We start from the raw sequence: 12,240 nt of genomic DNA, 5'->3' as shown, positions 1-12,240 counted from the left end.
ATGCCGCCGCGCCCCGTACGCCCGCTCCCGCTACCGCCGGTGCCCTTCGGCCGTTCCGGTCCCGCCGGTGCCGGAGGGGGTGGGGGCCGCTCCGGTGGGGTCGGTGGAACCGCTGGAGCCGGAGCGGTCGGTGGAGTGCGCGGAGCCGGTGGCCGCCGGGCCGGGGGGCTCGGGCGCGGTGGAGGCGGAGGGCGACGCGGACGGGGTGGGGGTCGGCTCCGTACCACTACCGGAGTCGGAACCGGAGCCGGAATCCGTGCCGGAGCCGGTGGCGCCGCTCCGCTCCGTACCGCCGGAGTGGTCGCCGTCGCCGGCCGGGGCCGTGGCGCCACCGCCGTCGCCGGACTCCGGCGTGGCGGGTACGGCGGAGCGGTGGCCGCCGCCGCTCACCACGGAGCCGACGGTCGTGCCCGTGCCGCCGCTCAGATCCTGGCCGGAGATCAGCTCGTACCCGGTGATGGCGCCCATCGCGACGGCGAAGGCCGCGCCCGCCGCGAGGAACGGGCGCTTCCAGCCGCGCAGCCGGGTGCCGTGGGTGGTGGCCGGGGTGTACCCGCCGTCGCCGAGCCCGGCGGCCGGAGCGGGCCGTTCCGGAGCTTCGGGGTGCGGGGGTACGGGGTGCGGGGGTACGGGAACCTGCCGGCCGGCCGGGCGGGCCTCGGCGGCCGCGTCCCGGATCCGCTCCCCCGTACGGCGGAAGAGGTAGTGGAAGACGGAGCCTCCGCAGGTGGCCACCACGCTGAAGAGACCCGCGCCGATGACCGTGCCGTAGACGCCGAGCCGGGAGGCGAGCACCGCGGCGCCGATCGCCGCGAGCCCGCCGCCGGCGACCTGGGGCAGGCTCAGGTCGAGCCGCCCGGCCGGTCGTTCCTTCAGCCGCTCCGTCAGCCGCTCCCCCGACCCCCGTACCGGCCCCTTCGTCCCGCTCGTCCACCTCTGCTCCATCTACCGCCCCTGCTTGCCCATCTGTCCCTGCTTGCACCAAGGAGTGACTTCTGGGCGAAGTGAATAGTTCCGCTCGGGTGGATTCTGTGAAGCAGGACACCTGGTTTCCGGCGTGGTTGAGCGGCGCCGGAGGATCAACTCCCCGGCTCGTGGAGAAGTTGAGCGGCGTGCCGCTCACCCCAGATGGCCCAAATGGAGTACTGTGGCGAGCCCTGGGGCCGGACTCCCGCACGGGCGTCCGGGGACCTACGGAGAAGGGGGCCGAACGTGGCACTCGATCCGGCGGAGCCGCGGCACCGCACGGGCGCCTGCTGCACGGAGTGACCGGGTTCGTCACTCTGCGTCGCAAAAGGTAACCGTGTCATCGGCGATCCAGGGCCCATGCCCGACACGCCGGGCAGCACGGAAAGGTTGTGGCAGGCTGCACCCGGGCAGGCCACACTCGACTAGCGGAAGCAGCGACGCACGTGACGTCGGCAGGCACCACCCGGGAGGTTCCCATGCCCGAACTGCGTGTCGTGGCCGTCTCCAACGACGGCACACGACTGGTGCTCAAGGCTGCCGACAGCACGGAGTACACGCTCCCCATCGACGAGCGGCTGCGCGCCGCCGTGCGCAACGACCGCGCGCGTCTCGGCCAGATCGAGATCGAGGTGGAGAGCCATCTCAGGCCGCGCGACATCCAGGCGCGGATACGAGCCGGTGCCTCCGCCGAGGAGGTCGCGCAGCACGCCGGGATCCCGGTGGACCGGGTCCGCCGCTTCGAGGGTCCGGTGCTCGCCGAGCGCGCCTTCATGGCCGAGCGGGCCAGGAAGACGCCCGTACGCCGCCCCGGTGAGAACACCGGGCCGCAGCTCGGCGAGGCCGTACGGGAGCGGCTGACGCTGCGCGGCGCGGACAAGGAGACCGTCCAGTGGGACTCGTGGCGCCGCGACGACGGCACCTGGGAGGTCCTGCTGGTCTATCTGGTCGCGGGTGAGCCGCACTCGGCGAGCTGGACGTACGACCCGCCGCGGCGGCTCGTCCAGGCCGTCGACGACGAGGCGCGCGCGCTGATCGGGGACACCGACGACACCGTCGCCAGGGAGCCGAGCTTCCCGTTCGTGCCCAGGATCGCGCGGCTGCCGCGCGACCGGCCGCTGGACCGTTCCGCCGACCGCCAGGGCGGCCTGGAGCCGGACGGGGCGGACGAACGGGACTCGCTCACCAGCCTGCTGGAGGCGGTGCCGAGCTTCCGGGGCGACATGGTGGTGCCCGAGCGGCCCGCGCCGCCGGAGCCCGGCGCCGTGGACCCGGAGGACGAGCCGGAGGCCGAGGAGCCGGTGGCGCCCGCCGCTTCGGCCGGTGCCGGGGCGGCCTACGCCGATGTGCTGATGCCGCGTTCGGTCGCCGGTCACCGCGACCGGCTCACCGGGACCACGGACCGGCAGGCGGAGGCGGACGGCGTCCGGCCGGGACGGCGGGCCGCGGTGCCGAGCTGGGACGAGATCGTCTTCGGCACCCGGCGCAAGAAGCAGGACTGACGACGGGGTTCGCACACCCTCCTATACGCACGGCGAGCGGAGCGTACTCACCCGATGAGGTGAGTACGCTCCTCTCATCTGCCGAAACCCCGGTCCGGGCGGTGGCGCGGCCCGCGCACGGTCACCGACGCGACCCGCGTACGGTCACCGAATGTCAGCCCACCGGGGGATGTCAGCCCACCGGCGGCCGGGTCGTCCCGGGCCGGGTCACCGCGGGTCGGGTCCGGTGGCGACCGGGCGGGCCGGGTCCGCCGTCCACGCCGACCACGACCCCGGGTAGAGCGCGGCGGTGACGCCCGCCAGTTCCAGGGCGAGCACCTGCTGGGCGGCGGAGACGCCCGAGCCGCAGTAGACCCCGACATCGGCGCCGGTGGCACCCAGGGCCATGAAACGCTCCTTGAGTTCGGCGGCCGGACGGAAGGTACCGTTTTCGGCCATGTTCTCGGCGGTGGGCGCCGAGAGCGCGCCGGGGATATGACCGCCCACCGGGTCGATCGGCTCGACCTCGCCCCGGTACCGCTCGCCCGCGCGGGCGTCGAGCAGCACCCCGTCCCGGGCCAGCGCCGCCGCCCCGTCCGCGTCGAGCACCGGGAGCCCGCCGGGCACCGGGCGGAAGTCGCCCTCGGCGGGGACCGGGAGCTCGGTGGAGAGCGGCCCCTCCCACCCCGCGAGGCCGCCGTCCAGGACCCGTACGTCCGGATGGCCCGCCCAGCGCAGCAGCCACCAGGCGCGCGCCGCCGCCCACCCCAGGCCGCCGTCGTACGTGACCACGGGCGTGTCGGCGCGTACCCCCGCCCGGCGCATCGCCGCCCCGAAGACCGCCACGTCGGGCAGCGGATGGCGGCCTTCCGCCCCGGGCGGCCCCGCCAGCTCCGCGTCGAGGTCCACGTATACGGCGCCGGGCAGGTGCCCCGCCTCGTACGCGGGACGGCCGTTCGGACCGCCGAGCGTGTAGCGGATGTCGAGCAGGACGGGCGGACGGGGGCCCGCCGACTCGCCGGTCAGTTCTGCCGCTGTGATGATGGCTGTCATGACGGTCATCCTCGCGCACCGCCGCCCCGGGGCGGGAACGGCGGTGACCCGTGCGGTGTAACGGACCGTGAAACAGCCGGTAAACGCCGGTAAACACCTCATCGAGATCGCGCCAAGTGCGGCGCGGCCGGGCGGCACTCAGTGCCGTCCGGTGCGAGCATCGGGGCGGGCGTCCCGCCGCTTTCCGTCCCGTTCCTCCCCCCGGTGCCTTCCGCCGTACTTCCGCGGCGCCACCGGCAGTTGACCGCGGCGCGCCCGGCCCCGTACGGCCACCACGAAGGTCCGAGGAGAGAGTGACGATGACCGAGGCAGCGACCCGGCGCGCGCCTGGAACGCCCTGCTGGGTGAGTCTGATGGTGCATGGACTTGCCGCGACCGAGGAGTTCTACGGAGCGCTGTTCGGCTGGGAGTTCGAGCCAGGGCCGCAGCAGCTCGGCCCGTATGTGCGGGGGCTGCTGGACGGCAAGGAGGTCGCGGGGATCGGCCAGTTGCCGCCCGACCGCCGGCTGCCCATCGCCTGGATGCCGTATCTGGCGACGGACGACGCCGACCGGACGGCGGAGACGATCCGGAGCTGCGGCGGTACGGTCGGGGTCGGCCCGCTGGACGCGGCGTCGGCCGGCCGGATGGCCATCGCCTCGGACCCGGCGGGCGCGGTCTTCGGGATCTGGCAGGCCGCCGGGCACCTCGGGACGGCGGTGGCGGGGCCGCCCGGCACACCCGTCTGGAACGAGCTGATCACCCGGGAGACCTCCTATGTCGGCAAGTTCTACGAGGCGGTGTTCGGCTACGACGTGGAGTCGGTGGTCTCGGCCGACCTCGACTTACTGACGCTGCGGCTGGCGGGCCGCCCGGTCGCCGCCCTGCACGGGGTGGGCCGGCCGCGGGCGAGGGAGCGGGGCGCGCACTGGATGACGTACTTCGAGGTGGCGGACGCGGACGCGGCGGCGCGGCTGGTCCAGGAGCTGGGCGGGCAGGTGCTCCAGCAGCCGCGCGAGGGCGCGTACGGACGGCAGGCGACGGTCGCGGACCCGGAGGGCGCGGTGTTCACGATCGTACGGTCGGCGGAGGACCGGGGCGCGGGGGAACCCGGACGCGGCGCCGTCAGGTGACCGGCAGCACATCCGGGGAGAGCACGCCGGCGCGGGCGGAGGCGCTGGTCATCCGGCGCCGGTGGTGGCGGCGGCAGAGCACCTCGTACCCGGTCTCGGTGGCGGAGCTGACATCGCCGACGACGACCTGGGCGCCGTCCACGACCATCTCGCCGCCGACCGTACGGGCGTTGTGGGTGGCCCGGGCGCCGCACCAGCAGAGCGCCTCGACCTGGAGCTGTTCGATCCGGTCGGCCAGTTCGACCAGCCGCTGCGAGCCGGGGAAGAGCTTGGTGCGGAAGTCGGTGGTGATGCCGAAGGCGAAGACGTCGAGCCCGAGGTCGTCCACGATCCGGGCGAGCTGGTCGATCTGGTCGGGGGCGAGGAACTGGGCCTCGTCGGCGATGACATAGTCCGCCTTGCCGCCCTGGGAGAGCCGGTCCACGACATAGGCGTAGAGGTCCATCGTCTCGGTGGCCTCGACCGCCTCGGTGACCAGCCCGAGCCGTGAGGAGAGCTTGCCGGCGCCGGCCCGGTCGTTCCGGGTGAAGATCACGCCCTGGAGCCCCCGGGCCGCCCGGTTGTGTCCGATCTGGAGCGCCAGAGTACTTTTCCCGCAATCCATCGTGCCGGAGAAAAACACCAGTTCGGACATGAGGGAGAGCAAGCCTTTCGGGTTCCGCGGGGGTTGGCCGGCCGGGGCCAGGGGCGGGGCGGGCGGCCGTGGGAGACACGGCGCGCGCGGGGCGATCGCGATGCTGCGAAGCTACGAGCGTACTTCGAGCAGCGGGACGAGTTGTTCGACGGGGGTCATCGAGCCGTGCATCCCGACCATCGCCGACTCGTGCGGCTCCTGGACGGAGGCCGTGATCACCACGTCGTCGTGGGCCGCGGCGACGACATCGCCGATCCTGTCGTACACCCGCTCGTCCATCGCGCCCGGCGGTCCGAACCACCCCGCGGCGACCGCCTCGTCGCGGCTCGCCACCCAGAAGCGCTCGCCCAGCACCTCACGCCAGACGGTGAGGACATCGGCCGCCGCGCCGTCGACGGCGTAGACATGGCGGGCCCGGCCCTCGCCGCCCAGCAGGGCGACCCCGGCGCGCAGTTCCCAGTCCTCGTCGAAGTCGATGCGCGACTCCTCGTCGAAGGGGATGTCGATCATGCCGTGGTCGGCGGTGACGTAGAGCGCGCTGCGGGGCGGCAGTTGCTCGGCGAGCCGCTGGACGAGCCGGTCGACGTACCTGAGTTGGCCGCGCCAGGCGTCGGAGTCGACGCCGAAGCGGTGGCCCTTGCCGTCCACCTCGCTGTAGTACGTGTAGACCAGCGACCGGTCGCCCGCGGCGAGTTGCGCGGCGGCGAGGTCCATCCGGTCCTCGCCGGAGAGCCGGCCGAAGAAGGTGCCGCCGCTCAGCGCGATCTGGGTGAGCGGGGTGTGCTCGAAGGCGGGGGCGGAGACCTGCGCGGTGTGCACGCCCGCCGCGTCGGCGAGCGAGAAGACGGTGGGGTACGGCTGCCAGGCGTGCGGGTCGCTCCACGGCTTCCAGCGGAGCTGGTTCATCAGCGCGCCGGTGGCGGGGTCGCGGACGGTGTAGCCGGGCAGGCCGTGCGCGGCGGGCGGGAGCCCCGTGCCGACGGAGGCAAGCGAGGTCGCCGTGGTGGCGGGGAAGCCCGCGGTGAGGGGGCGTCCGGTAGAGCCGCGCGAGGTGGCCAGCAGCGAGGTGAGGAACGGGGCCTCGTCGGGGTGGGCCGTGAGCTGCTCCCAGCCGAGACCGTCGATCAGGAAGACGCAGTTGCGGTCGGCGGGGGTCAGTTCACCGATGGTCGCGGTCAGGTCCGGTACGCCCTGGCCCGCGGCGAGGGTGGGCAGCAGGTCGGCGAGGGAGCCGCTGCCGTACTGCGGGAGCGGGGCGGTGTCGAGGGCGAGCGGGACGGGGTCCGGCCAGAGGGACTCGGCTGCCATCAGCGGCCGGTCGCCGCGGTGGCCGCGACCGCCGCGGTGGCCTCGGAGAGCGCCTGGGCGAAGGCGAGTGTCTGCCGTACGGCGTCCGGGCCGTCGCCCGCGTCGCTGACCCGCAGGCTCAGGTCGTCGGCGGTGGAGCTGCCCGTATAGCCGTGGTCGGCCTCGCAGTTGGGGTCGCCGCAGGCGGCGGGCTCCAGGTCGATCCGGGAGACGGCGCCCCAGCCGATGGTGAGCACGACCTCGCGGGGCAGGGTGCCGGGCTTGTAGGACTCCGGGTTGGCGACGACGCGGCTGACCACGACGGAGGAGATCCGGTCGATCCGGACCGACTCGGTGGAGGTGGTGGCGTACGGCGTCGGGGAGCTGGAGTCGGCGGCCTGCTCGTCGGTGTGGCTGACGATGAAGCGGTGGGCGGTGAGCACGAGGACGGTGACATGGCGCCGCACCTCGTTCGCGTCGAACGTGGTCTCCTGGTGCACGAGATACGACGAGATCGGCTCGCCGCCGACGGCGGCCTCCACCGCCTCGGCCACGAGAGCCGGGTAGTAGCCGCTGCGCTCGATCGCCGTGCGCAGCCCCTGGGTCGTCGTACCGGTCTTCGCCATGGCCTCATCCTACGGTGCCGGATGCCTCCCGAAGACGCCGCTGGTCGCGGCCGGTATCGGCGCACCGCCGTCCGGCACCGGCCGGGGGCTCAGTAATGGCTGGGGAGCGTGCGGGGCCCGAGGTCGTCGCGGGCGGGCGGCGGGGAGAGCCGGACGCTCGCGTCGAGGACCGAGAGCCCGTGGGTGGCGACGACGACGGGCTCCAGGGTGACGGAGACGACCTCGGGGTGGTCGTCGACCAGCCGCGAGACCCGCAGCAGCAGCTCCTCCAGGGCGGCGGAGTCGACCGGCGCGGAGCCGCGCCAGCCGAAGAGGAGCGGGGCGGTGCGGACCGACCGGATCAGCTCGGCGGCGTCCCGGTCGGTGACGGGGACGAGCCGGTGGGCGATGTCGCCGAGGAGCTCGGAGGGGGCGCCGGCGAGCCCGAAGGAGAGCACGGCCCCGGCGGCGGCGTCGATGGCGGCCCGTACGACGGTGTCCACCCCGCGCGGTGCCATGGCCTGGACGACCGGCCGCAGCTCGGCGGCGGTGCCCAGGGCCTCGGTCAGCTCGCGGTGGGCGAGGCGCAGTTGCCCCTCGTCGGCGAGATCGAGCCGGACCCCGCCGAGGTCGGCGCGGTGCCGCAGATGCGGGGCGGTGGTCTTGAGCGCGACGGGATACCCGAGCCGCGCGGCGGCCTCGGCGGCCTCGTCGGGGGTGGGCGCCGGCAGGGTGGGCCGTACGGAGATCCCGTACAGCCCGAGCAGCCGCCGCGCCTCCTCGGCCGCGAGGGTGACCCGGGCGGCCCCCTCGGCTCCGCCGCCCCCGGCTCCCCCGAGCAGATCGCGGATGAGCCCGGCGGCACCGCCCTCGTCGATGGTCTCGTCGAGAAACTCGGGCACCCGCCCCGGCTCGGCGGCCTGCCGCCGCCACCGCGCGTACCGCACCACCTCGGCCAACGCCCGGACGGCCCGCTCGGCGGCGGGGTAGGCGGGGATACGGAGGGGGGCGGGGGCGTCCGTGGCGGGGGCGTCCGTGGCCGGGACGCCCGTGGCCGGGACGCCCGTGGCGGGGACGCCGGGGGCGGGGGCGTCCGCCTCCGGCGAGGCGGGCGGGGCCGACAGGGCCTCGGGCAGGCCGGCGAGCTCTACGTGGACCACCGCGACGGGCTTGGGCGGGGACGCGGCGGCCGCCGTGCGGAGGGCCGTGGCCAGGGCGGGGCCGTCGGTCCGGGGGGTCGGGTCGGTGTCGGCGACGCGGGGGATCGCCGTGACGACGACCGCGTCGCAGGCGGGGTCGGCCAGCGCCGCCGCGAGGGCGGTACGGAAGTCGTCGGGTGTCGCGGCGGTGGTGAGGTCCCGGGGCGGCAGGGGGCGCAGGCCCTCGGTGAGGCAGGCGTCGTAGGTCAGCAGGCCGAGCGACTCCGAGTTGCCGAGGATCGCCACGCGTGCGCCGGCCGGGAGGGGCTGGGAGGCGAGCAGCAGCCCGGTGTCGACCAGTTCGGTGACGGTGTCGACCCGGATCACCCCGGCCTGGCGGAGCAGGTCGGAGACGGTGGCGTCCGGGATCCGGGTGACCGGGACGGTGTGGCCCGGCGGGGTGGCGCCGCCGTGCCGGGCGCCCTTCACCACCACGACCGGCTTCACCGCCGCGGTGCGCCGGGCGAGCCGGGTGAACTTGCGCGGGTTGCCGATGGTTTCCAGGTAGAGCAGGGCGACATCGGTGTCCGGGTCCTCGAACCAGTACTGGAGGATGTCGTTGCCCGAGACATCCGCGCGGTTGCCCGCGGAGATGAAGGACGACAGGCCGGCGCCCCGCCGGTGGAGCCCGGCGAGGACGGCGATGCCGATCGCGCCGGACTGGGTGAAGAGGCCGATCCGGCCGCGCGCGGGCGGCCTCGGGGCGAGCGAGGCGTTGAGCCGGACGGCGTCGGAGGTGTTGATGATCCCGAAGGCGTTCGGGCCGATGATCCTCATACCGTACGAGCGCGCCTGGCGGACCAGCGCGCGCTGCCGCCCCCGCCCCTCCGCCCCGCTCTCCGCGTACCCGGCGGAGAGCACCACCAGGCCGCGCACCCCGGAGCGCCCGCAGTCGTCGACCGCCTCGGGCACCCGCTCGGCGGGGACGGTGAGGACAGCGAGGTCGACGGGTTCGCCGAGCCGGGCGAGGGCGCGGACGGCGGGGACCCCGTCGAGCGGCTCGCAGGGCTCGGGGAACGCGCTGTTCACCGCGTACAGCCGGCCCCGGAACCCGGCGTCGCGCAGATGGCGCAGGACGGTGCGGCCGACCCCGCCCGGCGCCCGGCCGGTGCCGACGACGGCGACCGAGCCGGGGGCCAGCAGCCGCTGGACGGAGCGGGCCTCGGCGCGCTGCTCCCGGCCGCGCTGGACGGCGAGGGACTCCGCGGTCGGCTCCAGGTCGAGGGTGAGCCGTACGGCGCCGTCCTCGAAGCTGCGCCGCTGGGTGTAACCGGCGTCCCGGAACACCTTGATCATCTTGCTGTTGGCGGGCAGCACCTCGGCCGAGAAGCGGCGGATGCCGCGCTCGCGGGCGACCGCCGCGATGTGCTCCAGCAGGGCGGAGGCGACGCCCCGGCCCTGGTGCGCGTCCTGGACGAGGAAGGCGACCTCGGCCTCGTCGGCGGGCGCGGAGGCGGCGCGCCCGTGTCCGTCAGTACGGTCGTACCGTACGGTCGCGATGAACTCGCCGCCCACGGTCGCCGCGAGCCCCACCCGGTCCACGTAGTCGTGGTGCGTGAAGCGGTGGACGTCGCGGTCGGAGAGGCGCGGGTAGGGGGCGAAGAACCGGTAGTACTTCGACTCGTCGGAGACCTGTTCGTAGAAGCTGACCAGCCGCCCCGCGTCCGCGGGGGTGATCGGCCTGATCCGGGCGGTGGAGCCGTCGCGCAGCACCACGTCCGCCTCCCAGTGCGCCGGATACGCGTGGTCCCGCGGGTGCTCCATGTCCGGCAGCCTACGTCGGGGACGGCCGGGGCGGTGGGGGGTGCGGGGCGTTCGGGGACTTCGGGGACTTCGGGGCCTGCGGGGCCCTCGGGGCCTTGGGGGCGACGGCAAGGTGTCCCTCTGGCCATGAGAGTCTTGGTCCAGACATCTGTTTTAGGACTTTTGCGACTTGAAGGGCAACACCATGGCTGAGCGCCGCGTCAATGTCGGCTGGGCCGAGGGCCTGCACGCCCGTCCCGCCTCCATCTTCGTCCGCGCCGCCACGGCCGCCGGCGTCCCGGTGACGATCGCCAAGGCCGGCGGGAACCCCGTCAACGCGGCGTCGATGCTCGCGGTGCTCGGGCTGGGCGCGCAGGGCGGCGAGGAGATCGTGCTGGCGTCGGAGGCGGAGGGCGCGGAGATCGCCCTGGACCGGCTGGCGAAGCTGGTCGCCGAGGGGCTCGACGAACTCCCCGAGACCGTCTGACACCTCCGGGCGCGCTTCCGGCTCACACGGCACCGCTCCCGTACCGCCCCGAGACGGCGGTACGGGAGCGGTGCCGTGTCCGCGTCCGGCTCCGCCGCCGCGTCCGGGCGCGGTGCGGGCGTCCGGGGCCCGGCGCGGCCGGCCCGGCGCTCCGGCACGGAGGCCCGGCGCTCCGGTAAGAAGCGGAACCCTTCATTTCACGTTCATGTCAGGGATATGACAACCCTCCAATTCTCTTGTTCTACACGGGTAGTTGGGGCAACCTTTCAACCGATCGGCAGGTGCATGTCATGCCTCCGGTTGTCGTGTGCACCCCCGCATGTCCCCCCAGGGCGCGCGCCACCATGGCCCGCGCCGAGAAACGAGGAGGAACCCTCGCGTGACCGTGACACGTGACACCCACCGCTCCACCCGGCGCAGATTCGCGGCCCTGGTCGCCGCGACCGCCACCGCCGCCCTGCTCGGTGCCGGCGCCGCGCTCCCCGCCCACGCGGCCCCCGCCGAGGGCACGATCCTGCACGCGGGATCGGCCACCGCGGTCAAGGGGAGCTACATCGTCACCCTGAACAAGACGGCCGGTTTCGCCGCGGCCTCCGCCGAGGGCAAGGGCCTGGTGGCCGAGTACGGCGGCAAGGTGGCCCGCACCTTCGACGGCGCCCTCAACGGCTACGCGGCGAACCTCACCGAGAAGCAGGCCAAGCGCCTCGCGGCCGACCCCTCGGTGGCCCTCGTCGAGCAGGACCAGAAGGTCTCGATCGACGCGACCCAGACCAACGCCCCCTGGGGTCTGGACCGGATCGACCAGGCCAACCTGCCGCTCAGCGGCACGTACACCTACCCGGACAGCGCGGGCTCCGGGGTGACGGCGTACGTCATCGACACCGGCGTCCGGATCACGCACACGCAGATCAGCGGCCGGGCCTCGTACGGCTACAACGCGATCACCGGCTCCACCTCCGCCAATGACGACCAGGGTCACGGCACCCACGTCGCCACCACCATCGCGGGCTCCACCTACGGCGTGGCCAAGTCGGCGAAGGTCGTGGCGGTCAAGGTGCTCGACAGCAGCGGCTCCGGCACCACCGCCGGCGTGATCGCGGGCATCAACTGGGTCACCAACAACGCCGTCAAGCCGGCGGTCGCCAACATGTCCCTCGGCGGCGGCGCCAGCACCTCGCTCGACAACGCGGTCGCCAGCTCCATCGCCTCCGGCGTGACCTACGCGGTGGCGGCGGGCAACGAGGCGTCCCTCGCCTCCTCGTACTCCCCGGCCCGGGTCTCCACGGCGATCACGGTGGGCGCCACCACCAGCGCGGACGCCAAGGCCAGCTACTCCAACTACGGCTCGGCCGTGAACATCTTCGCGCCCGGCTCGTCGATCGTCGCGGGGTACAACACCAGCGACACCGCCACCGCCACGCTCTCCGGTACGTCGATGGCCACCCCGCATGTCGCGGGCGCCGCGGCCGTCTACCTGGCGGGCCACACCAGCGCCACCCCGGCGGCGGTCTCCAGCGCCCTGACCGGCGGCGCCACCAGCGGGGTGCTCTCCAGCGTCGGCTCGGGCTCCCCGAACCTGCTGCTGCGCCTCGTCTCGTAACTCCGTGAATCCGGAGTAGCTCATCGGAGCCGTGGCCCACCGAATTCGGTGGGCCACGGTTTTTCGGTGCGAG

General features: G+C 74.3%; 10 protein-coding genes. 4 read left to right on the top strand and 6 right to left on the bottom strand.

The genetic code is table 11. The annotated features are described in order from the left end of the window. Positions 1–30 precede the first annotated feature (30 nt). The gene (locus AB0O07_RS00450; protein ID WP_365624543.1) at positions 31–945 is read right to left on the bottom strand and encodes a hypothetical protein; all 915 of its coding nucleotides are present in this window, start codon (positions 943–945) and stop codon (positions 31–33) included. Between the two features lie 500 nt (positions 946–1,445). On the opposite strand from AB0O07_RS00450, the gene sepH reads away from it, so the two are divergent. Next, positions 1,446–2,468 (top strand): septation protein SepH, encoded by a 1,023-nt coding sequence (gene sepH / locus AB0O07_RS00445; RefSeq protein ID WP_365624540.1) that lies wholly within the window; start codon positions 1,446–1,448, stop codon positions 2,466–2,468. Between the two features lie 207 nt (positions 2,469–2,675). Here the strand turns inward: sepH and AB0O07_RS00440 are convergent, their stop codons facing one another. Beyond that, positions 2,676–3,500, bottom strand: coding sequence for a sulfurtransferase (locus AB0O07_RS00440; RefSeq protein WP_365624537.1), 825 nt, complete (start codon positions 3,498–3,500; stop codon positions 2,676–2,678). 299 nt (positions 3,501–3,799) lie between these two features. On the opposite strand from AB0O07_RS00440, the gene AB0O07_RS00435 reads away from it, so the two are divergent. Further along, on the top strand, positions 3,800–4,612 hold the full coding sequence (locus tag AB0O07_RS00435; protein ID WP_365624534.1) for a VOC family protein: 813 nt from the start codon (positions 3,800–3,802) through the stop codon (positions 4,610–4,612). Here the strand turns inward: AB0O07_RS00435 and AB0O07_RS00430 are convergent. From AB0O07_RS00430 to AB0O07_RS00415, 4 genes are all read right to left on the bottom strand, one after another. Then, positions 4,605–5,246 (bottom strand): thymidine kinase, encoded by a 642-nt coding sequence (locus tag AB0O07_RS00430; RefSeq protein WP_365624531.1) that lies wholly within the window; start codon positions 5,244–5,246, stop codon positions 4,605–4,607. The two genes, AB0O07_RS00435 and AB0O07_RS00430, sit on opposite strands and share 8 nt — an antisense overlap. Before the next feature lie 111 nt (positions 5,247–5,357). Further along, positions 5,358–6,554: a nucleotide pyrophosphatase/phosphodiesterase family protein gene (locus AB0O07_RS00425; protein ID WP_365624528.1), complete on the bottom strand. Its 1,197-nt coding sequence runs from the start codon at positions 6,552–6,554 to the stop codon at positions 5,358–5,360. Continuing rightward, the gene (locus AB0O07_RS00420; protein ID WP_365624525.1) at positions 6,554–7,159 is read right to left on the bottom strand and encodes a DUF5998 family protein; all 606 of its coding nucleotides are present in this window, start codon (positions 7,157–7,159) and stop codon (positions 6,554–6,556) included. Before AB0O07_RS00420 ends, AB0O07_RS00425 begins: the two co-directional genes overlap by 1 nt. Before the next feature lie 89 nt (positions 7,160–7,248). After that, the gene (locus AB0O07_RS00415; RefSeq protein ID WP_365624522.1) at positions 7,249–10,101 is read right to left on the bottom strand and encodes a GNAT family N-acetyltransferase; all 2,853 of its coding nucleotides are present in this window, start codon (positions 10,099–10,101) and stop codon (positions 7,249–7,251) included. Between the two features lie 184 nt (positions 10,102–10,285). On the opposite strand from AB0O07_RS00415, the gene AB0O07_RS00410 reads away from it, so the two are divergent. Both AB0O07_RS00410 and AB0O07_RS00405 read left to right on the top strand, forming a co-directional pair. After that, the gene (locus AB0O07_RS00410) at positions 10,286–10,567 is read left to right on the top strand and encodes an HPr family phosphocarrier protein (RefSeq protein ID WP_365624519.1); all 282 of its coding nucleotides are present in this window, start codon (positions 10,286–10,288) and stop codon (positions 10,565–10,567) included. Between the two features lie 385 nt (positions 10,568–10,952). Continuing rightward, positions 10,953–12,167 carry a S8 family peptidase gene (locus AB0O07_RS00405; RefSeq protein ID WP_365627822.1) on the top strand — a complete coding sequence of 405 codons (1,215 nt, stop codon included), beginning with the start codon at positions 10,953–10,955 and terminating at the stop codon, positions 12,165–12,167. Positions 12,168–12,240 lie beyond the last annotated feature (73 nt).

The organism is Streptomyces sp. NPDC093085, assembly GCF_040683935.1.
Taxonomy (GTDB): domain Bacteria; phylum Actinomycetota; class Actinomycetes; order Streptomycetales; family Streptomycetaceae; genus Streptomyces.
This window is presented reverse-complemented; position numbering and strand designations above follow the sequence as displayed.

What these genes read in the sequence shown, in the direction of transcription:
- AB0O07_RS00440 (WP_365624537.1), bottom strand. Translation starts at nt 3,500, where the DNA reads ATGACAGCCATCATCACAGCGGCAGAACTGACCGGCGAGTCGGCGGGC.
- AB0O07_RS00420 (WP_365624525.1), bottom strand. Translation starts at nt 7,159, where the DNA reads ATGGCGAAGACCGGTACGACGACCCAGGGGCTGCGCACGGCGATCGAG.
- AB0O07_RS00415 (WP_365624522.1), bottom strand. Translation starts at nt 10,101, where the DNA reads ATGGAGCACCCGCGGGACCACGCGTATCCGGCGCACTGGGAGGCGGAC.
- AB0O07_RS00435 (WP_365624534.1), top strand. Translation starts at nt 3,800, where the DNA reads ATGACCGAGGCAGCGACCCGGCGCGCGCCTGGAACGCCCTGCTGGGTG.
- AB0O07_RS00425 (WP_365624528.1), bottom strand. Translation starts at nt 6,554, where the DNA reads ATGGCAGCCGAGTCCCTCTGGCCGGACCCCGTCCCGCTCGCCCTCGAC.
- AB0O07_RS00450 (WP_365624543.1), bottom strand. Translation starts at nt 945, where the DNA reads ATGGAGCAGAGGTGGACGAGCGGGACGAAGGGGCCGGTACGGGGGTCG.
- AB0O07_RS00430 (WP_365624531.1), bottom strand. Translation starts at nt 5,246, where the DNA reads ATGTCCGAACTGGTGTTTTTCTCCGGCACGATGGATTGCGGGAAAAGT.
- AB0O07_RS00410 (WP_365624519.1), top strand. Translation starts at nt 10,286, where the DNA reads ATGGCTGAGCGCCGCGTCAATGTCGGCTGGGCCGAGGGCCTGCACGCC.
- sepH (WP_365624540.1), top strand. Translation starts at nt 1,446, where the DNA reads ATGCCCGAACTGCGTGTCGTGGCCGTCTCCAACGACGGCACACGACTG.